Origin of the sequence: [Ruminococcus] lactaris ATCC 29176, from assembly GCF_025152405.1 — a bacterium.
Lineage (GTDB): Bacteria > Bacillota > Clostridia > Lachnospirales > Lachnospiraceae > Mediterraneibacter > Mediterraneibacter lactaris.
In genome coordinates, this window is sequence record NZ_CP102292.1 from 1,654,862 (window position 1) to 1,675,354 (window position 20,493).

Annotated in this window: 16 protein-coding genes; 5 read left to right on the top strand and 11 right to left on the bottom strand. The window is 40.1% G+C overall.

What is annotated here, in order from left to right; genetic code table 11:
* Positions 1 to 9: 9 nt before the first annotated feature.
* The 5 genes from recD2 to NQ541_RS07795 all read right to left on the bottom strand — a co-directional run bounded on the left by recD2 (position 10) and on the right by NQ541_RS07795 (position 9,206).
* Positions 10 to 2,217, bottom strand: coding sequence for an SF1B family DNA helicase RecD2 (recD2, locus tag NQ541_RS07775; protein ID WP_023922864.1), 2,208 nt, complete (start codon positions 2,215 to 2,217; stop codon positions 10 to 12).
* Positions 2,218 to 2,303: 86 nt separating this feature from the next.
* The gene (gene mreB, locus NQ541_RS07780) at positions 2,304 to 3,293 is read right to left on the bottom strand and encodes a rod shape-determining protein (RefSeq protein ID WP_005610848.1); all 990 of its coding nucleotides are present in this window, start codon (positions 3,291 to 3,293) and stop codon (positions 2,304 to 2,306) included.
* Positions 3,294 to 3,393: 100 nt separating this feature from the next.
* Positions 3,394 to 6,300, bottom strand: coding sequence for an excinuclease ABC subunit UvrA (gene uvrA, locus NQ541_RS07785; RefSeq protein ID WP_005610847.1), 2,907 nt, complete (start codon positions 6,298 to 6,300; stop codon positions 3,394 to 3,396).
* 242 nt (positions 6,301 to 6,542) lie between these two features.
* Positions 6,543 to 8,621 carry an excinuclease ABC subunit UvrB gene (gene uvrB, locus NQ541_RS07790; protein WP_005610845.1) on the bottom strand — a complete coding sequence of 693 codons (2,079 nt, stop codon included), beginning with the start codon at positions 8,619 to 8,621 and terminating at the stop codon, positions 6,543 to 6,545.
* A gap of 393 nt (positions 8,622 to 9,014) precedes the next feature.
* Positions 9,015 to 9,206 (bottom strand): hypothetical protein, encoded by a 192-nt coding sequence (locus tag NQ541_RS07795; RefSeq protein WP_005610842.1) that lies wholly within the window; start codon positions 9,204 to 9,206, stop codon positions 9,015 to 9,017.
* 38 nt (positions 9,207 to 9,244) lie between these two features.
* Here NQ541_RS07795 and NQ541_RS13370 point away from each other — a divergent pair, with 38 nt between their 5' ends.
* A complete protein-coding gene (locus NQ541_RS13370; protein WP_005610840.1) occupies positions 9,245 to 9,526 on the top strand; it encodes a TnpV protein in 282 nt (93 codons plus the stop codon).
* Here the strand turns inward: NQ541_RS13370 and NQ541_RS07805 are convergent.
* A complete protein-coding gene (locus NQ541_RS07805) occupies positions 9,488 to 10,435 on the bottom strand; it encodes an alpha/beta hydrolase (protein WP_005610839.1) in 948 nt (315 codons plus the stop codon). The two genes, NQ541_RS13370 and NQ541_RS07805, sit on opposite strands and share 39 nt — an antisense overlap.
* A 150-nt stretch (positions 10,436 to 10,585) precedes the next feature.
* Entirely contained in the window at positions 10,586 to 11,584 is a 999-nt protein-coding gene (locus NQ541_RS07810) for an alpha/beta hydrolase (RefSeq protein ID WP_005610838.1), read from the bottom strand.
* Positions 11,585 to 11,843: 259 nt separating this feature from the next.
* On the opposite strand from NQ541_RS07810, the gene NQ541_RS07815 reads away from it, so the two are divergent.
* The 4 genes from NQ541_RS07815 (at position 11,844) to NQ541_RS07830 (ending at position 15,824) form a co-directional block, all read left to right on the top strand.
* Positions 11,844 to 12,386, top strand: a complete 543-nt coding sequence (locus NQ541_RS07815; protein WP_023922855.1) for a TetR/AcrR family transcriptional regulator — start codon at positions 11,844 to 11,846, stop codon at positions 12,384 to 12,386.
* Positions 12,387 to 12,409: 23 nt separating this feature from the next.
* Positions 12,410 to 13,249: a patatin-like phospholipase family protein gene (locus NQ541_RS07820; protein ID WP_005610834.1), complete on the top strand. Its 840-nt coding sequence runs from the start codon at positions 12,410 to 12,412 to the stop codon at positions 13,247 to 13,249.
* Positions 13,250 to 13,634: 385 nt separating this feature from the next.
* A complete protein-coding gene (locus NQ541_RS07825) occupies positions 13,635 to 14,003 on the top strand; it encodes a BlaI/MecI/CopY family transcriptional regulator (RefSeq protein ID WP_005610833.1) in 369 nt (122 codons plus the stop codon).
* A gap of 21 nt (positions 14,004 to 14,024) precedes the next feature.
* Entirely contained in the window at positions 14,025 to 15,824 is a 1,800-nt protein-coding gene (locus NQ541_RS07830) for a BlaR1 family beta-lactam sensor/signal transducer (RefSeq protein ID WP_081442948.1), read from the top strand.
* Between the two features lie 64 nt (positions 15,825 to 15,888).
* Here the strand turns inward: NQ541_RS07830 and NQ541_RS07835 are convergent, their stop codons facing one another.
* From NQ541_RS07835 to NQ541_RS07850, 4 genes are read right to left on the bottom strand one after another with little or no spacing between them, the layout of a single operon-like run.
* The gene (locus tag NQ541_RS07835) at positions 15,889 to 17,121 is read right to left on the bottom strand and encodes a DUF6070 family protein (protein ID WP_005610830.1); all 1,233 of its coding nucleotides are present in this window, start codon (positions 17,119 to 17,121) and stop codon (positions 15,889 to 15,891) included.
* 8 nt (positions 17,122 to 17,129) lie between these two features.
* On the bottom strand, positions 17,130 to 18,137 hold the full coding sequence (locus tag NQ541_RS07840; RefSeq protein ID WP_005610829.1) for a DUF6070 family protein: 1,008 nt from the start codon (positions 18,135 to 18,137) through the stop codon (positions 17,130 to 17,132).
* Positions 18,134 to 18,328: a hypothetical protein gene (locus NQ541_RS07845; RefSeq protein WP_028087877.1), complete on the bottom strand. Its 195-nt coding sequence runs from the start codon at positions 18,326 to 18,328 to the stop codon at positions 18,134 to 18,136. The genes NQ541_RS07840 and NQ541_RS07845 overlap by 4 nt, the downstream gene beginning before the upstream one ends.
* Positions 18,318 to 20,429, bottom strand: coding sequence for a penicillin-binding transpeptidase domain-containing protein (locus tag NQ541_RS07850; RefSeq protein WP_005610827.1), 2,112 nt, complete (start codon positions 20,427 to 20,429; stop codon positions 18,318 to 18,320). The genes NQ541_RS07845 and NQ541_RS07850 overlap by 11 nt, the downstream gene beginning before the upstream one ends.
* Positions 20,430 to 20,493 lie beyond the last annotated feature (64 nt).

The following is a 20,493-nucleotide window of genomic DNA, read 5'->3' on the forward strand; positions in this document are numbered from 1 at the left end:
CGCTCTTTTTCAGAACTCTCCGATACGTTCTGCAAGACTGGTATATCTTTCCTGTTCGCTTTTGTTCCTGATCATTTCTTGAAATGTTGTATCACTCCCTATAATTGTAAGACATTTCTTGGCTCTCGTAACAGCAGTATACAGAAGATTTCTGTTATATAATAATTTAGGCCCCGGCAAAAGAGGAAGAATCACTGCCGGATATTCACTTCCCTGGGATTTATGTACTGTGATCGCATATGCCAGTTCCAGCTCATCCACCATGTCAAATCCATATTTCACTTTTCTTCCTTCATCATACTCTACTTCTACCGTTTCTTTGTACTCATTGATTTCTGAGATCACACCCATGTCACCGTTGAAAACACCCATTCCTTTATCTACCGTCAGACCAAACCTGGTACAGATTTCCCATTCCAGTTGATAATTATTCTTTATCTGCATCACTTTGTCTCCTTCACGGAACAGCCTTCCGTTAATCTCCCGTTCCGTCTTTTTTTCGTCTGCCGGGTTCAGGTATTTCTGAAGGATCACATTCATTCGTTCTACTCCCAGAAGACCTTTTCTTGTCGGTGTCATCACCTGGATCTCATTGGGATGTGCCTGCACATATTGCGGCAGTTTTCTCTGGATTAATGCAATGATTCCCCCTATGATCGTATCTGCCTCATCACATTTGACAAAGAAAAAATCTCTGCTCTTTTTATTTAATTCTACCGGTTCTCCTGCATTGATCTTATGTGCATTCATGATAATATCACTCTCTCCTGCCTGCCGGAAAATCTTTGTCAGCGTCACAACATGAAATCGTTCTGAAGAAATAATATCTTTCAGAACACTTCCCGGTCCGACGGATGGGAGCTGATCCACATCTCCTACCAGGATCAGTCTTGTTCCCTGTACTACTGCAGACAATAATGCATGCATCAGATTCAGATCCACCATAGACATTTCATCTATAATGATCACATCTGCCTCCAGTGGATTCTCCCGATTTCTCAAAAATCCGCCTGTACTCTCCTCCTCTGGATTTCCATTCACTTCCAGCAGTCTGTGGATCGTCTGTGCCTCATATCCGGTTGCCTCAGTCATACGCTTTGCCGCACGTCCCGTCGGAGCCGCCAGAAGAATGCTCAATCCCTCGCTCTCGAAAAACTGGATCATTGTATTGATCGTCGTAGTCTTTCCTGTTCCCGGACCTCCGGTCAGGATCAGAAGTCCATGCTTGATCGACTCGATCACCGCTTTATGCTGCAGCGGATCAAGTTCTATCTTTTCCTTTTCTTCCACAGCTCTCAGTCTTTTTTCCATCATATCTTCTGGCATCTGGCAATCAATATCAAGATCGTTGAGCATTTTTGCCGTATTCAGTTCCATATAATAATAATGTGCAGGATAGACAATCACTTTTCCGTCTTTCTCTTTCATCACGGTCTTCCGCTCCATGCACAGATCCATAATATACTTTTCAATATCTTCTATTTCAATTCCAAGCAGAACCTTTGCCCTGCGTAAAAGTAATTCTTCAGGCAGATAGATATGCCCCTCTGCAACTGCCTGCTGCAAAATGTAAAACAATCCACTCCGGATCCTGTAATCTGAATCCGTATGAATCCCGATTCTTGCCGCGATCTCATCTGCGGTTCTGAATCCGACTCCCTCGATATCATCTGCAAGCCGATACGGATTTTCCTCCAGAATTTGATGCACCTTCATTCCATACCGTTGATAGATCTTTGCTGCAAGCTTGGTCGAAATTCCATATTTTTGCAGATAGATCATGGATTTTCTCATATCCTTTTTTTCTTCCATCTGCGAAGCGATCTCCATCGCCTTCCGTTCACTGATTCCCTTGATCTCTGCGAGCCGTTCCGGTTCTTCTTCTATAATACGGAATGTATCCTCCCTGAACTTTTTTACGATCCTTGAAGCCATGGTCTGACCGATTCCCTTAATCGCACCAGATCCAAGATAACGTTCGATGGAAACCAGATCTTCCGGTTCTTTCACGCGATATGCCGAAACTTTTAACTGATTGCCATATACGCTGTGATTCACGTATTCTCCTTCTAATTCCAACATTTCTCCTTCTGTGATGAAATTCAGATTCCCCACACACGTTACTTCTCCGTCTTCATTTTCCAAATGAAATACCGTATATCCATTTTCCTCATTCCGAAACACGATGTGCTCTACATATCCTGTTACTTTTTCCACGTCCGTTCCTTTTCTCCTTTTCCATTCAATAACAAAAAAGGAGTGCAGTATCTGTCCACACCCCTCACTCAAAGCAGCTTTTCTACTTAATAGTCTTTTCTGCCGCTCATAAATTCAACAAATTCTCCTGTTCCGATCGCCACTACCTTCATCGGATCTTCTGCTGTCATCGTATTGATCCCGGTCTTCTCTTCGATCAGTTCTTCCAGTCCACGAAGAAGTGATCCGCCTCCGGTCAGCACGATTCCACGATCAAGAATATCGGCAGAAAGTTCCGGAGGTGTCTGCTCCAATACTGATACGACTGCCTCTACAATCTGACCCGTACACTCTCTTAATGCCTCTTCCGTCTCAGATGAAGTTACCGTTACCGTCTTCGGAAGTCCGGTTACCAGATTTCTTCCGCGTACTTCCATTTTTTCTTCCTCGGCAAGCGGATACGTTGTACCGATCTTAATCTTAATATCCTCGGCTGTTCTCTCTCCGATCAGAAGATTATGCTTCTTCCTCATATAACGGACAATGGCTTCATCAAAATCATCTCCTGCCACTTTGATTGATGTATTGACGACTGTTCCTCCCAAAGAGATCACGGCAATATCTGCCGTTCCACCTCCGATATCTACGATCATATTACCGCATGGCTTGGAAATATCAATCCCCGCACCGATTGCTGCTGCTACCGGTTCTTCAATCAGATGTACTTCTCTTGCTCCCGCAGCAAAAGTTGCTTCTTCTACTGCTTTCTTCTCCACCTCTGTCACCCCGCTCGGCACACAGATACTGATCCTCGGCTTTTTGAACAGACGCTTTCCCAATGCTTTCTGCACAAAATATTTGATCATCTTCTCTGTCACTGTATAATCAGAGATAACTCCCTGACGAAGTGGTCTCACTGCAACAATATTCCCCGGTGTGCGTCCAAGCATCAGCCTTGCATCTTCTCCGATGGCTTTGATCACATTTGAATCCCGGTCAAATGCAACTACCGATGGTTCTTTCAGCACAACCCCTTTTCCTTTTACATAAACCAGTACACTGGCCGTTCCTAAATCTATACCAAGATCTACTGACATAATTTAATCTCCCTTCTAAAACGCTTTTTACTTTTTATCATTCAAGTGTCCTTTTCCCCTGAAGGGTCTTATTCCGTACCACCTAGTATAATAAACTTTTTCAAAAATTGGTAGTCATTTTTTGCATATATTTTGGACTTTTTTTTCTTTTAATTTCGTCTTTATTTTTCTTTAGAATTGCATCAAGGTATTTTCCAGTGTAGGATCTGCTATTTTTTGCCACCTCTTCCGGTGTTCCGTATGCTACAACGGTTCCACCACGGTCTCCGCCCTCCGGTCCGATATCTATAATATAGTCCGCAGTCTTTATCACATCCAGATTATGTTCAATTACGATCACTGTATTTCCTTCCTCTGTCAGTCTGCGTAATATCTCTGTCAGTTTATGAACATCCGCAAAATGTAACCCTGTTGTCGGCTCGTCTAAAATATAAACCGTTCTTCCGGTACTGCGTTTACTCAGCTCGGATGCAAGTTTGATCCTCTGTGCCTCTCCTCCCGATAACTCCGTGGATGGCTGACCCAGACGGATATACGAAAGTCCCACATCATTCAGCGTTTCCATCTTTCTCCGGATCGACGGTACATGTGCAAAAAATTCTACCGCTTCTTCCACCGTCATATTTAGGACATCATAAATACTCTTTCCTTTATATTTTACCTCCAGCGTTTCCCGGTTGTACCGCTTACCCCCGCACACCTCACAAGGCACATAGACATCCGGCAGGAAATGCATTTCAATCTTCAGGATTCCATCCCCTGCACAGGCTTCACATCGTCCGCCTTTTACATTGAAACTGAATCTTCCTTTTTTATATCCTCTTGCCTTCGCATCCGGTGTAGACGCAAAAAGATCACGGATCAGGTCAAATACACCGGTGTAAGTTGCCGGATTGGAACGTGGCGTGCGTCCGATCGGTGACTGATCTATATTGATCACCTTGTCAAACTGCTCCAGTCCTTCTATCTTTTTATGCTTACCCGGAATCGTTCTGGCACGATTCAGTTCTCTTGCCAGCTTTTTATAAAGGATCTCATTCACCAGCGAACTTTTTCCTGAACCTGATACTCCCGTCACACAGGTCAGTACACCGACCGGAAAACTGACATTGATCTTCTTCAGATTATTTTCCTCTGCACCAATCACCTTTAACCATCCTTTTGGCTCTTTTCTTTCCGTCGGAACCGGAATCTTAATCTTACCGCTGAGATAAGCTCCTGTTATAGAAGCCGGATTTTTCATGATTTCCTGTGCATTTCCTGTGGCAACAACCTGTCCGCCATGTTCTCCGGCTCCCGGTCCAATATCTACAATATAGTCTGCTGCCAGCATAGTATCCTCGTCATGTTCTACCACGATCAGAGAATTTCCCAGATCCCGCAAATGCTTCAATGTCGCAAGAAGCTTATCATTATCTCTCTGATGCAGTCCAATGCTTGGTTCATCAAGGATATAAGCAACTCCAACCAGTCCTGAACCGATCTGGGTCGCCAGACGGATACGTTGTGCTTCACCCCCCGACAAAGTTCCTGTTGCCCTCGCCAGCGTCAGATAATCCAGTCCTACATCCATCAAAAACTGAATCCTTGCACGGATCTCTTTCAGGATCTGACCACCGATCATCTGCTGCGTCTCCGTCAAATGCAGTTCCTGAAGAAATTTCTGAAGCTTCTCTATAGAAAGGGCTGTGACCTCTGAAATATTTTTTTCACCTATGGTTACTGCCAATGCACTTGCCTTTAACCGCTGACCACCACATGCCGAACATGGGGTGATATTCATGAAAGTCTCATATTCTGCTTTCATTGTCTCCGAACCGGTCTCACGATACCTGCGTTCCACATTCTTGATCAGTCCGTCAAATGCGACATCATAAACGCCTTCTCCCCGCTGCCCTTTATAATACACTTTCACTTCTTTTCCATTGGTTCCATAGATCAGAACATCATGTACTTTTTTCGGGTAGTCCTGAAAAGGTGTATCCAGATCAAAATCATATTCCCTGCAAAGAGCCTGCAGGATTGCATTGGTAAAGCTGGTCTTATCCGCACAGGACTGCCAGCCAGGAACCGTGATTGCACCTTCATTGATACTCAGCGACGGATCCGGTATCATAAGTTCCTCCGAAAATTCCATCTTATATCCAAGTCCAAAACATTCAGGGCACGCTCCAAACGGATTATTAAATGAAAAACTTCTCGGCTCTATCTCTTCTATACTGATCCCACAATCAGGACAGGAAAAACTCTGGCTGAAATTCATAGACTCTTCGCCGATTACATCTACGATCAGCAATCCTTCTGCCAGATGCAGCACATTTTCCACAGAATCTGTCAGCCTCTTCTCAATCCCCGGTTTAACTACAAGCCGATCCACAATGATCTCAATATTATGCTTGATATTCTTGTCCAGTGTGATCTCCTCTGACAGTTCATACAGATTTCCATCTACACGGACACGCACATAACCACTCTTCTTCGCTCTGTCAAATAATTTAGCGTGCGTTCCCTTTCTTCCCCTTACGACCGGAGCCAGAAGCTGGATCTTCGTCCGCTCCGGAAGTGCCATGATCTGATCCACCATCTGATCCACCGTCTGCTTTGCAATCTCACGTCCACATTTCGGGCAGTGAGGGATTCCTACCCTCGCATACAATAAACGGAAATAATCATAAATCTCCGTCACAGTTCCAACGGTAGAACGCGGGTTATGGTTCGTCGATTTCTGATCAATGGAAATTGCAGGTGAAAGACCTTCAATGCTCTCTACATCCGGTTTCTCCATCTGTCCTAAGAACTGTCTTGCATAAGAAGACAGTGACTCCATATATCTTCTCTGCCCCTCTGCATAAATCGTATCAAATGCAAGAGACGATTTTCCCGAACCACTCAGACCCGTCAAAACAACCAGTTCATTCCTTGGAATATCCACATCGATATTCTTCAGATTATTTTCATTTGCTCCCCTGATCCTGATATACTGGCGGGCATCCATTTTCTTTGCCATTCTCTTTTCTCCTTATTTTCATGTCCATAGTTCAATAATATAGATGCCAGGGTCAAAAGGTCTAAGCCCACATGAGCTTGCTCATAGGTGGGTGAAAGACCTTAGGAACCGCCCCGATATGAGCATAAAAGTGGGATGATAATCCCACGATATGCGAATATTGGGTAGGATTGTGGGAGTGCGTAGCACGGAGCAATCCGTAGGCATCAAAGTCGGGGGCTTTTAACCCTGGCATCATTAAATTATTTATCCATATCATTCAACATCTTTTTCAGATCAATCAGCTTATCACGCAGCTCTGCTGCCACCTCGAAGTTCAGCTCTGCTGCCGCCTTCTTCATCTGTTTTTCCAAATCCCTGACCAGCTTCTCCAGTTCCTTGCGGCTCATAGATTCCGGATCTTTCTCCATCTTCAGTTCTTGTGCTGCCACCTTTTTGGAAATGCTGATCAGATCACGTACTGATTTCTGAATGGTCTTTGGCGTAATTCCATGCTCCTTATTATATTGCATCTGAATCTCACGACGTCTCTGTGTCTCATCAATCGCAAGCTGCATGGATTCGGTCATTGTATCTGCATACATGATAACATGCCCTTCCGAATTTCGTGCCGCACGTCCAATAGTCTGGATCAGAGACGTTTCCGAACGAAGGAAACCTTCTTTGTCGGCATCAAGGATCGCTACCAGTGTAATCTCCGGAATGTCTAGTCCTTCCCTTAACAGATTAATTCCTACAAGGACATCAAATACATCCAGTCTCATATCACGGATGATCTCGGTACGCTCAAGGGTATCAATATCAGAATGAAGATATTTCACACGGATACCAACCTCTCTCATATAATCCGTCAGATCTTCCGCCATCTTCTTTGTCAGAGTAGTGACCAAAACCTTATTTTTCTTTTCAATTTCTTTATTAATTTCACCTAAAAGATCATCAATCTGTCCTTCCACCGGACGGACTTCAACCTCAGGATCAAGAAGACCTGTCGGTCGGATTACCTGCTCTGCTCTGAGAAGTTCGTGATCCATCTCATACTGCCCAGGCGTTGCCGACACAAATAAGACCTGATTAATCTTACTTTCAAACTCTTCAAAATTCAGCGGACGGTTGTCCTTTGCCGACGGAAGACGAAATCCATAATCTACCAGCGTCTGCTTTCTTGACTGATCTCCATGATACATTCCTCCGATCTGCGGAACCGTCTTGTGTGACTCATCGATCATCATAATGAAATCGTCCGGGAAATAGTCAATCAGTGTATAAGGTGCCTGTCCCGGCTTTAATCCTGACAAATGCCGGGAATAATTCTCGATTCCGGAACAAAACCCTGTCTCTTTGAGCATCTCAATATCAAAATTCGTCCGCTCTGCGATACGCTGTGCCTCCAGCAGTTTATCATTCCGCTTAAACTCTTTCACCCGTTCTTCCAACTCTTCCTCAATATCTGCCACAGCACGCTTAATGTTCTCGCGGTCAACAACATAGTGAGAAGCCGGAAAGATTGCAATATGCTTCAGTTCATCCTTAACTTCGCCAGTCAGAATATCAATCTCTGAAATCCGGTCAATCTCATCCCCGAAAAATTCCACACGGATCGCCGTATCGCTCTCGTAAGCCGGAATGATCTCCAGCACATCTCCGCGCACCCGGAATGTACCACGGTGAAAATCCATATCATTGCGGTCATACTGGATCTCAATCAGTTTTGCCATCACCTCATCCCGGTCTTTGATCATTCCGGGACGAAGGGAGATCACCATGTTCTGATAATCCACCGGGTTACCCAATCCATAAATGCAGGAAACACTGGCAACGATGATCACATCTCTCCTCTCCATCAGTGCCATTGTAGCGGAAAGACGGAGCTTGTCAATTTCATCATTGATGGCTGAATCCTTGGCAATGTAAGTATCTGAAGATGGAACGTAGGCCTCCGGTTGGTAATAATCGTAGTAGGAGACAAAATACTCCACCGCGTTGTCAGGGAACATCTCCTTGAATTCTCCATACAACTGAGCTGCTAACGTCTTATTATGAGCGATGACAAGCGTCGGCTTCTGTAATTGCTGAATCACATTTGCCATCGTAAAAGTCTTTCCCGAACCCGTAACCCCTAGTAAAGTCTGGCATTGATTGCCTTCCTTGAACCCTTTCACAAGCTCTGCAATCGCCTGTGGCTGGTCTCCGGTTGGCTTATATGGGGCTTTTAATTTAAAAGCATGTCCGCCCTGCGAGCTGCTTTTATGAGCAAGTAGCTGACTATTGTCAGCGGATTGCGAATGTCCTTTTTCTGCATTCATGGTAAATCCCTCCATTCACGCTTATTGAACTGCTAATGTTCAATAAGATGTGACTTTCAATCGCATAAATGCGATTGAAAAAGTTCTGTGAACTTTTTTATTACGATCATTATCATCCAAAAATTCGTATCCAGATTCGTAACGAAAATCTCATTTTTATAGTGAATAGATGTGTTTCTCACCTCGTTACGAATAAAAGTCACAAAATTCATATTTGCGGATAAAACAGCACTCGGAAATACCTGATGATACTAGGCTCCGGTTCTGTCATATTTTTACTGTTTTTTCTTGTAACAGTCCCTATTATATCAGACATTTTTTTGAAAGTATATAGATGAAGGCAAGAAAAAAGTACAAATGTTCGATTCTTATTTGTACTTTTCTCTCTTACTACTATTCTATTTTTTATCATGCTGCGTTGAAATATTCCTCCAGGATTAAGTCTATTTCAATCACTTCTGAATAATCATATTGCTGATCTTTCCGCTCTTTTGGAATAACTTCTTCAATAAATGGTTCCAATACATCCAGACAGTCTTCTATGATTTCCTGCGTATCTCCATAGACATCTACTGATATGATTTCCTTGGCATGTCCCAATAAATGCGAAACACCTTTTGAATTAAAGCGATATAAACTTGCTGACAAGCGGGAAACTAAACTCATACCTTGCAGATATTGACAAGCAGGCTGAGAAAATGTTTTCTCGGCTGGTAAATGAAATGGCGGAAAAGCAAGGTGTTACCGAACAGTTAAAGGCAACCAAGCCGATGTTGTGGGTTGGAAAAATGAACGCCGTTCGTAGCACCGCTATATTAAAAGACCAGAGGCTACTGTTTAACACATTTATTCAAAAACAATATGTTGAAACTTTATGCTTTTCAAAAGTACCTTTCACAGTATTCAAGAGACAGTTCTAAAAACTGCTTCAGCATATCGAGGTCACGGTACATACCGTGATTGCAGTTGGGAAATTCAAAATAATCATACTCTACACCGTTATCTTCTAATGCAGAAACCAATTTGTACTTTAACTCTCTCGGTACAAGATGATCTTTCAGTCCATATCCCAGTAATGTGGGAACAGAGTTTTCATTTACCAGCCTTGCGGGAGAAATCATATCGACATACTTCTCATATTCGCCGCTTTTAATAATTTCCTCTGTAATATTTACGCCTGTCATCATAGAAAGAAATTCAGCATCGGTATCGAGCTTGTTGACCTTTTTTAGTATATCCCAATCGCTCGGTTCAAAGTCAGCAGGTGCAGCAAGTTGAAACACAAATTTCACAGGAACGACGGAGGTTTCGGCACAGGTGTAGGCATAATTCATTGCAAGCGTTCCGCCTGCGGAAACACCGCAGGTTGCCATACCATCAAGGGTATAACCGAGTTCTTTGCACTTTTCGTTGATTGCGTTCACACACTCTTTTATTTCCGTGTTCATTCTCACAAGGCTTGCGTCCTCTTGAACAGTTTGAAGAGAGTAGTCAAGTGAAGCTGCAATATACCCCTTTGAAGCGTAATATTTGCACCAAACTTCTCCGTCCTCTTTTGCACCGGAATTAAAACTGCCACCGTGGATAAAAAGAATAAGCTGCTGTGCGTTTCCTATATCAAGGTTTGCAGGAACATACAAATCGTATTTATGTCCGTAATCATTTTCATAGTTTAAGTCGTTGTAAATCGTCCCTACGGTATCGTCCCATTTGACCTGCATCAGCCTCATAGGTGCCGAACCGAGCAAATTTACTCTGATTAAAGCACTGACGGTAAACACGATAACGAATAGTATACTCCAAAGTGTTATTTTTGTTCTTTTCTTCATACCGCCACCACCTTATATCAAATTGTCGAGCAATAATTCCCCGACAACGATGCCAAGTATGGCGGCAAAGATTATTACGGCAATGGTTATGCCAATATTGATGAATACTTTCTTTCTTTTCTTGTCCATACAATGTTCACGCTTTCATTATTATTTCACAGGCATATATTTATCAAGATATTCTTCCATTTTTTGATTATGCAGAAGAAATTCCTTGTTATCATTCTGCAAGCCGTGTCCGGAGTGCTCGCAAGCGATATATTCGTGCGGCACGTTGTGTTCCGTCAAAGCCTTATCAAGACGAACAGACGCTTCAAAGGATTGCACCTTGTCAAACTTGCCATACGCTAAAACAGACGGAACTGTGTTTTCGTCAATCCACAAAAGAGCGGAAATGTCCTTGATTGCTTCATCATATTCCGGTGTTCCAAACATATCGGGAGAAATCTCTTTGCCAGCCATCACGCTAAACAGTCCTGCGGCGGCAGCTCTGCTTTCTTCTGTTTCCTTGTCAAAGCCATAGCATTTCCAATCCTCCGGGTAGAAACTGGAAGGGCCGACAGCACCGAACACCATTTTCACAGGAACGGGAGAAGTTTCTTCATCACGATAGGCATAGAGCATTGCAAGACAATGACCTGCCGAACCGCCACCGATGGACATCTCATCGATATGATAGCCGAGTTTCTCCGCTTCTGCAATAACTGCGGGCATACTCTCTTTAATTTCCATTGACTGGGAATAAACGCTGGCTTCCGGGTGTGCTTCGTCACGCAAGGTGTAGTTAATTCCTGCCGCTATATAGCCTTTTGAACACAGCCATTTGAGAATTTGTTCGTCTCCGGATTTATCACCAGCAGTAAATCCGCCTGCGTGGAGATAAACCACCAATCCGTAGTTTTCTTTCGTATTATCTGCCGGGACATAGAGGTCGAATTTGTTAGCGTCCTTCTCTCCGTATGTAATATCCTTATAAACTGTGCCGACAGAATCGCTCCACTCCGCCGTAAAATCTTTTGTCCAGGACGGTTGGACAAACTTGCTTACCACGCCAATTATCAATGCAGCAATAAAAACACCGCTATAAATAAATGCCCACATAATCATTCGACCTTTCTTTGTCTTTTCATCTATCTTCTTTTCTTTCATCACAATATGTTGCCTCCAAACAAAGTGCCGCCCAATAAAAGGTTCATAAATCCTCGTACTGCCAATCTGCCAAGTACGATACCGGCAATGATGAGAACAAATATAATAATCAGCCTTTTGGGTATAAGTGTCATTTTTTCTTTCCTTTCCTTTGTTTATTGACTTTGCACAATTTTTGTGATATCTTTTCGATGATACATTTGTATCGCTGTTACAATTATATCTGCAAATTTTAATGCAGTCAATAGGAGGAGCAAAAATGATACAAAAGTCAAAAAGTGTATCACCGATGAGCAATGAAGGTAGAAATGCCTATGTGATTGAACATATAAATGAAGCACTTTTGGGTCTGCTTAAAGAAAAATCCCTTAATGAAATTTCCATAAGTGAGATATGCGAAACTGCCGGTGTCGGAAGAATGTCTTTTTACCGCAATTACGAAAGCAAAGAAGATGTAATAAAAAAACAACTCCTGCAACTGATACAGGAGTGGGAAAAGGATTATGAGGGTAAAAATGACCCAACCTATTTTTCCGAAAGCCTATTGCGACATTACTATAAGCACAAGGACTTTTATCTGCTTCTTTACAATCAGGGCTTATCCAATATGATTCTCGAAGCACTCCGAGTTTCAGTCAAGCTCGAGGAAGCGAATAACAATTTGGAAAGATATGCAAAGTCAATGATAGCCGGAATGATTTGGGGATGGGTTGACGAATGGATGCGTCAGGGTATGCCCGAAACGCCGGAGGAAATCGTTTTGCTTACCGCCCAACTTAATAAAGAGCAACCAAAACAATAATCAAAATATGTGAGGAAACCATTATGAAAATCGGATTGGTATTAGAAGGCGGTGCTATGCGTGGAATGTTCACCGCCGGTGTCTTAGACACATTTCTTGATAATGACATCAAGATGGATTCCGTGGTCGGTGTTTCCGCCGGAGCATTGTTCGGTGTAAACTATCTGTCAGGACAAAAAGGCAGAGTAATCCGCTATAACAAGAGGTTTAACAAAGACAAAAACTATATGGGATTTCACCCCTTGCTTCGTGAGGGTAATATTGTCAGCACAAAATATGCCTACGAAGATGTTCCGAAAACCCTTGACCCCTTTGATGATGAAGCGTACAAAAAGTCCAATGTTCCTTTTTATGCTGTGGTTACAAATGTTGCTACCGGAAACCCGGAATACATACAAATACACAGCGTATTTGAACAGATGGACACTTTAAGAGCGTCCGGCTCTATGCCCTTTGTTTCAAAGCCTGTGGCAATCGGTGACAAGAAATACCTTGACGGAGGAATTGCTGACAGTATTCCTTTTGAATGGCTTGCCGGTCAAGATTGTGACAAGCTGATTGTAATTCTTACTCGTGATATGGAATACCGAAAGAAACCAATGTCTCCGGTCTTAGTTAAGTTGTACGGACGAAAATACCCCAAAATTGCGGAGAGATTATTACAGCGTCACAATAACTATAATCGTGCCGTGGAAGAATTGAGAAAATGGGAAGCCGGTGGAAAAGCTATGGTGATTCGTCCGTCAAGCCCTATTGAAATCGGGAGAATTGAGAAAAATCCCGACAAACTGCAAGCGGTGTATGAGCTTGGAGCAAAAGACGGCAATGCCAATCTGCAAAAAATTAAAGACTTTATAAAATAAAATCGGAGGTTCCTTATTTCTCTCTTTGAGGAACAAGCTGATAGCACAAGCAAAATACACGGAAGCTGTTGATGAACTTATGATAAAGATAAGAAAATAGCACCGTAATGGCACAATATGCAAAACCGAGGGGTAAGGTACAAACACCCTGCCCCTCAAAGTATAGGCTCTAAAAATAGCTTTTTCTTCCTCATTTTCATCAAATGTTACAACAACTACCCCTCCCATTTTTATAAAAACCTTTCATATTCCAAATCTTACAAGCGTAATTTTTATCTATTATTACGTCTGTAAGATTTAAAGTCAAGTTTTTATTTCGTTGACAGACTAACCTTTTAAGATATATAATATTTTTATTACATTTGTAAGATTTGGAGGATATCACATGAGCAATCTGCCTCAAATTTCAGAAGCTGAATTTGAAGTTATGAAAATCGTTTGGAAATACGCACCAATCAGCACCAATGAAATTACTGAAAAATTAACACAAATTTCCCGTTGGAGTCCTAAAACAATTCAGACATTGATTAAACGTCTCGTTTCTAAAAAAGCACTAACCTACGAAAAACAAGGCCGGGTTTTTGTCTATACCCCATTGGTCAAGGAAGACGAATATATTCGGCAGGAAAGTAATTCTTTTTTAAAACGATATTATAATGGTAATATCACTTCTATGCTTGCCTCTTACATTGAGGATGATAAATTGTCTGAAGAAGACATTGCCAGCTTACGGAATCTTCTTTCCAATCATTAACCATGGGAGGAGGAGCATATTTTGATATATTTTAGTTTTCGATTTTTACTGTGTAATGCCATCATTTGTATTTTTTTAGGTAGTTTACTGGGATTAAAAAATTTATTGCAAAGGCAATTATCCGCACGTATGCAATATAATCTTTCGATTATATTTCTTGCCGTTCTAATTGTTCCCTTTTTACCAATAAGCTCTGCCCCATCTTCTATATCGTGGAGCCATTTGCTGACAGCCAGTTCAAGTACCAATGGTGACATTCAAACCACTTTTCTTTCTGGTAATGGTTATAATTTGGATAAAATAAATGATTTTGCTGTCTCTGTCAGCACCCAAATACCAACTTTTATTCACACATTACTTGTATTTTTCTGGAGTATCGGTATATTCATAATGTTTTTTCTTCTCTACCACTCAGTAAGACAAGTAAAAGCCTTACATAGTTCTGCTTTACCTCTTCAAAATGAAGAACTAAACGCTCTTTATATAGAATGTTTAAACGAAGTGAACAGCAAGCATACCATTCCGATTTATAGTACAGCATTTTTGAAATCTCCTGTTTTGGCTGGTTTCCTGCATCCTCGCATTTATCTTCCAATTCACTTGATTTCAGATTTTAACGCTGGAACTATAAGCTCAACTGATATTCGATATATGCTTCTTCATGAACTGCAGCACTACAAGCATAAAGATATTCTAATTGGATATTTGATAAATACAGTACATGTTTTCTACTGGTTCAATCCCCTAATCTGGTATTTTCTAAAAAGAATACGGCAGGAACGCGAACTTGCCTGCGACAGTGCTGTATTACAATTATTGAAAGAAACAGAATACAAGTCATATGGAAATACACTGATTAACTTTGCCGAAACAATAGCTCTGTCTCCATTCCCTCTTACTATGGGAATCAGTGGAAATATAAAACAGTTAAAAGGACGCATTTTAAATATTGCATCATTCCACCAACCTACTTTTAAACAAAAAATTCGTGGATATCTTATATGCATATTCGTCTCTACTATCATCATTGGATGCATTCCCATACTTTCTGTTTATGCTTCTGATCAGACTGGCTATCATTTTGACACAACCGAAAAGAATATTACTCAGCTAAATCTTTCTTCCAATTTTGGGGACTACACCGGAAGTTTTGTTTTATATAATCAGTCTGCTGATAAATGGAATATTTATAATATGGATCATGCTTCCACACGTGTATCACCGAATTCGACTTATAAAATATATGATGCATTACTTGGCTTGGAATCTGGAATTATTACACCAGAACATTCCACTTTCACATGGAATGGAGAACCATATCCTTTTAATTCATGGGAAGCCGATCAAGATTTAACCTCGGCTATACATAATTCTGTAAACTGGTATTTTCAGGCAATTGATTCACAGGCAGGTTTTGAAGCCGTAAGAACATTTTTACAGACAATAAACTATGGGAATCAAAATACTGGAACAAATCTAAATCTCTATTGGACAGATTTCTCTCTGAAGATATCACCCATAGAACAGGTGGAATTGTTACAGGATTTCTATCAAAATAATTTTCATTTTGACAGTAAAAATATCCAGGCAGTAAAAAAAGCCCTGCTGCTTTCCACTACTTCTTCCGGTTCTCTTTACGGGAAAACAGGAACCGGGCGTGTCAATGGTAAAGATGTCAATGGCTGGTTTATCGGATACATTGAAACAGCGAATAATACTTACTACTTCGCAACAAATATTCAATCCTCTTCTGGTGCAACTGGAAGTCAGGCTACCGAAATAACAGAATCTGTACTTTCTAATCTTGGTATTTGGAAATAAATAAAGAGAACTGATAGCATAATTTCCTGTTATCAGTTCTCTTTATTTCATTCTTCTCTACTGATCAATTCTGCAAATTACCTAACCGGTACTGATACCTCGGTATATTATCAATACCATTATCTAAAATCCTGTTTCCAACATACTGAATCGTTCCATCATCCTGAATTTTCATCGTAAGTTCGTGTGTAATAACAGCATCATTACATACAACAGAATCACATACTGCATGAATTGTCAAAACAATGGTTCCATCTTCATTATGCCTGACTTCTGTTACTTCCGGTAAAGACAAGCCAAAATGTGTTGGTGAATAATTACCACATCCCAATCGTTCCCAGATAAACATATTACTTTGTTCATCGTAGACCGCCCATTCTTTCAATTCTTCTTTTGTAACAGGAAGATATGTCATAATTACATTTTCGAACTCTTCTGCTGGAATTCCCACAACCTCTTTTTCTGCCGTAAATTTTTCTCCATATTTCATTTGATAAAAATATTCATAAAGTCCATTATAATCCAACCCCTGCATATCCTCCGCATTCCAGTTTGAACATAACAGATTGTTTCCCTGATAGCCGAACGTACTCACATATTTTTTTGAATATTCCCGACACTCCTCACTCAAAGGCTTTACCCGGATAATACAACTTCCATCTACAATCTCTGTCACTTCCGGTGGTTCAGGTACGCATAATTCATAACAGAAATTCCCATTTTCAGTATATGCCCATTCTTTTATTTTTGATAGCGATATGTATGTAAGTACAGGCTCTGTATCCTCACTCCAGATCATTTTTGCGGACATCACACTCATTTCTTTTCCATCATAACTATATTCTTTTCTGGTAATTCCACCATCTGTATCTGCTTCATATAAAATTACACTTCCTTTTTCTTCTTGTTCTGCAGATTTTAAAAATTGTTCCATCTTCTGATAATTATCCATAACAGAATAATGATCGGAACCAATGACCGGATTCCCATTTTGTTTGATAATTTCTTTCATCCGATTCATCATTTGCTCAGCAGTGTTCTGATCTGCTTCTTGTATTCCATTATATTCAGAATAAATATCTCGGATAATGCCCATAATTTCTTCACAATCGTTCACAGCTTCCTTTTTCTTGTCTTCATCGATTGGTAGATTATATCCCTTATCCGGATTTTCCATGGTAGTGTTTTTCTGATTCTTCTCATTTTTTACATCTGTGCTGTTTAACGATATCTTACTTTCACAGGAAGTCAGAATCATTCCTATACAAAGTACTAACAAAATACTTTTTCTTTTCATATTGCCCCCTAATTATTACTGTAATTCTCTTCCCACTCTTCTTCTGTTAACCTTGGCATATACCACCCTGCATTTGCATTTTGATCTGACTTGATTACCTTATTTGATAAATACTGGAAACTTCCGTCTTCCATAGGTTTTATCATCAATTCACTGGTGATTGCCTGATCTAACATTCTGATTTCCCATACTGCTTCTATCGTAAGTTTTAATGTTCCATCTTGTAATTTTTCATATGAGATAACTTCCGGATATGGCTCATATGGGAATTCACAATCATATAACCCTCGCGGTCTGTATCTAAAAGTTCTATTATCAGAGTTATAAAAAGTTCCTTTTTCAATCTCGCTATTACTAAATGGTAAATAGGTCTTTATAACCTCTTCAAACTCATCTTTTGGAACTTCATATTCTGCTCCACCATAATTTGCTTCATATGGAACTTGCTTTCCATATTTCATATAATACATTTTTTCATAAAGATCATAAAAATCAAGTTCCGTATAATTCTGGTTATCCCAATTTGTAATCAACAGATTATTAAGTGCATACCCCAACGGCATAACATATTTTCGATTCAATTCTCGGCATGTTTTATCTAATGGCTGCACTCTGAATCCAGTTTCACCCGGTGCTCCATCAAATCCCGGTGGGTGATATTCCTCCAGAAACAAGTATCCTTTTTCTGTATATTTCCACTCATATGCTTCATATTCATCATAATAATTAGCCTGTGGGCTATTATCCTTCCATTTAACCTGACATAATCGAACATTTATCTTTCCATTCATTGACTCTAAATGATATTGTATAATTTCCCCTTCATCAAATACAACAACAATATCTACTGCTGCCTGTTCTTCTTTCTCCGCTGCTTTGCAAAATTCTTCTACTTTTTCACGATTGACCATATCAATCTGATTATCACAATCTACTGCCGCATATCCTTTTTCTTCCAGACAATTGATAATTTTTCTTTTCACCTTTAATGTATTTAACTCCGACTTCTCCTTCATATAAACAGACCGAAAAGTTTGCGCTGTTTTTTTACTTCTGCATTCATTTCAGATTCTACGGTTTCTTTCTTTTCTTCTTTTTCCGTAATTCGATTTTGTCCGCACCCTGTAAAAACAATAAGAACTATCAATATCATCGCAAATATCTTACATATGTAATAATTTCCCATAAAAATTTTTTTATTCTTCAAAATACTCATCCAATACGGTTGCATCTTTTTTAACAACATAACCACTTCCACCGATTCCTTTCACATTCTCAACCATACTGATAAGAAGAATTGGTTTGTCCACGCTTTTATCTGCCGTAAACACCGAAAACCACCCGATTTCTTTGCCAGAAGTATCTTCTTTCGTTGCCTTCAACTCGGCTGTCCCTGTTTTTCCAGCCAGCAAAATATCGTCACGATGTGCAGCATATCCGGTTCCTTCCGGATCATTTACAACACCTTCCACCCCTTGCATAATTTCTTCTACATTTTCTTTGCTAAACGCATTTTCTATCCATGTTTCACCGGATGCTTCTTCTTTGTATTTCAAATACGGTTTTATCATATTCCCTTCATTTAAAAATGAAGTATAAATACTTGCCAGATGTAATGGATTTACAAGAATCTGCCCTTGCCCATAACCACTATCTGCCAATTGTATTTCTGTTTCTATTTTATCTGTATTGGAATATGTTGATTCCTGCATCGCAATCTCAAACGGCATATCCTGATTAAATCCTATTTCATTTAAAGTATTCATAAAATTCTCACTACCAATTTTAAGAGCTGCCTTTGCAAAATAAATATTATCAGAATAGATAATTGCATTTTTCATAATAACCGGTTCATATTCATGAAGTGTTGTCACTTGATAAGATCCCCAAGACGAATCTTTCTGCCATGCCAAACCTTCATTTCCAAAATCTTCTTTTGGATCTATGCTTTCCGTTTTCAACCCAATTCCTGCCACAACTGGTTTAAATGTTGAGCCAGGACACCATACTTGACGAAAACGATTATATAATGGCTTCTTTTCGTCTTCGTTTAATGATGTCCATTTCTCTGATGATAAGCCCCGTATAAATTCATTATTATCATAAGATGGGGTACTTACCAAAGCCAATACTTCTCCCGTATAAGGATTCATTGCGACAGAACACCCCGGATCTTCTTTAAACTGCTCGTATAATGATTTTTGCAAATCGGAATCTATCGTTAATCTTATATCCATACCATCTTCTTTAAAAATACTTGCAAGAACCTCTTTTACTTCCCCATCACTATCCAAAATCTTTATATCACAACCATCTTTTCCTTTTAATTGCTTTTCGTATAACTTTTCCACCCCAGATCTTCCGATTACACTTTCAGCTGAATATCCTTCCCCTGGATGATTTTCCAAATCTTCTGCTGTTACAGACTGTACATAACCAATTAAATGAGCTGCTGCTTCCCCTAACTCATAGGTTCTAACTTCCACATCTGATAGCATAACCCCTGGAATTTCCAAAAGTTTATTCTGACAATCCTGCTCCTCAAGTGTCTTTTCTTCTGGCTGTATTTTCATTAAATCTATTTCTTCTACTTTCGGAATAGTTTCAATTGGTACAAAAGAATCTTCTTTTACCCACTTTGCTGTGAGTTTGTTATTTATTGTTTCTACATCTATCTCTAATAACTCCGCTATTTTTTCAATAGATACATTCCTGTCTTCCAGCTTTCCCGGTATAATGCCAACTGATGTTGCTACTCCTTTTCCTGCAAGCATTTTACCATCTCGGTCTAATATTTCTCCTCTCTCCGCTTTTGATGTAGTAACACTTATTTTATCATCACTCTCTAAATCTGGAAAAATCAGGCTATCCTGCCATACTAATTTATATCCCTGTTTCGTCTTCTTCAGTTCCGCCATATTGTCAAATTGTATTGTTCCGGCAATTGTATTACATGATGTTTCATACGAAAGCGTAACTGTATCTGCTTTTTTCTCTTTCACAGTTACATGACTGATTTTGATGTCACTGACCTCTATTCCTTCGTATATCTTAGAATTTCGTTGTATGTACTCTTCTTTTGTCAGATAAACTTTTTCATCTGAATCTATCATAGTGTACATTACTTCATATTCCTTTTTTTCAATATGGTTCATATATTCCATAAGTGTATTTTCTGGTGATTCCGTTATAGTCCTTTTTAATAAAATACCTCCTGAAACAGCAATTACTGTTATAGCCACTATCAGCCCAAAAATCTTACAAGTGTAAGATTTTTGGGTGCTTTGCTTTTTCCGTTTTCTTTTCATAGATACCCCTTTCTTCTAATTATTTTATTTTTCTAAATCTTACACCTGTAATATTTAGAAGTCA

Excerpts from the sequence above, each read along its gene's own strand:
- NQ541_RS07835 (WP_005610830.1), bottom strand. The coding sequence starts at position 17,121 with ATGAAAAGAAAAAGTATTTTGTTAGTACTTTGTATAGGAATGATTCTG.
- NQ541_RS07805 (WP_005610839.1), bottom strand. The coding sequence starts at position 10,435 with ATGAAGAAAAGAACAAAAATAACACTTTGGAGTATACTATTCGTTATC.
- mreB (WP_005610848.1), bottom strand. The coding sequence starts at position 3,293 with ATGTCAGTAGATCTTGGTATAGATTTAGGAACGGCCAGTGTACTGGTT.
- NQ541_RS07810 (WP_005610838.1), bottom strand. The coding sequence starts at position 11,584 with ATGAAAGAAAAGAAGATAGATGAAAAGACAAAGAAAGGTCGAATGATT.
- NQ541_RS07815 (WP_023922855.1), top strand. The coding sequence starts at position 11,844 with ATGATACAAAAGTCAAAAAGTGTATCACCGATGAGCAATGAAGGTAGA.
- uvrA (WP_005610847.1), bottom strand. The coding sequence starts at position 6,300 with ATGGCAAAGAAAATGGATGCCCGCCAGTATATCAGGATCAGGGGAGCA.
- NQ541_RS07825 (WP_005610833.1), top strand. The coding sequence starts at position 13,635 with ATGAGCAATCTGCCTCAAATTTCAGAAGCTGAATTTGAAGTTATGAAA.
- NQ541_RS07820 (WP_005610834.1), top strand. The coding sequence starts at position 12,410 with ATGAAAATCGGATTGGTATTAGAAGGCGGTGCTATGCGTGGAATGTTC.
- NQ541_RS07850 (WP_005610827.1), bottom strand. The coding sequence starts at position 20,429 with ATGAAAAGAAAACGGAAAAAGCAAAGCACCCAAAAATCTTACACTTGT.
- uvrB (WP_005610845.1), bottom strand. The coding sequence starts at position 8,621 with ATGGAGGGATTTACCATGAATGCAGAAAAAGGACATTCGCAATCCGCT.
- NQ541_RS07840 (WP_005610829.1), bottom strand. The coding sequence starts at position 18,137 with ATGAAGGAGAAGTCGGAGTTAAATACATTAAAGGTGAAAAGAAAAATT.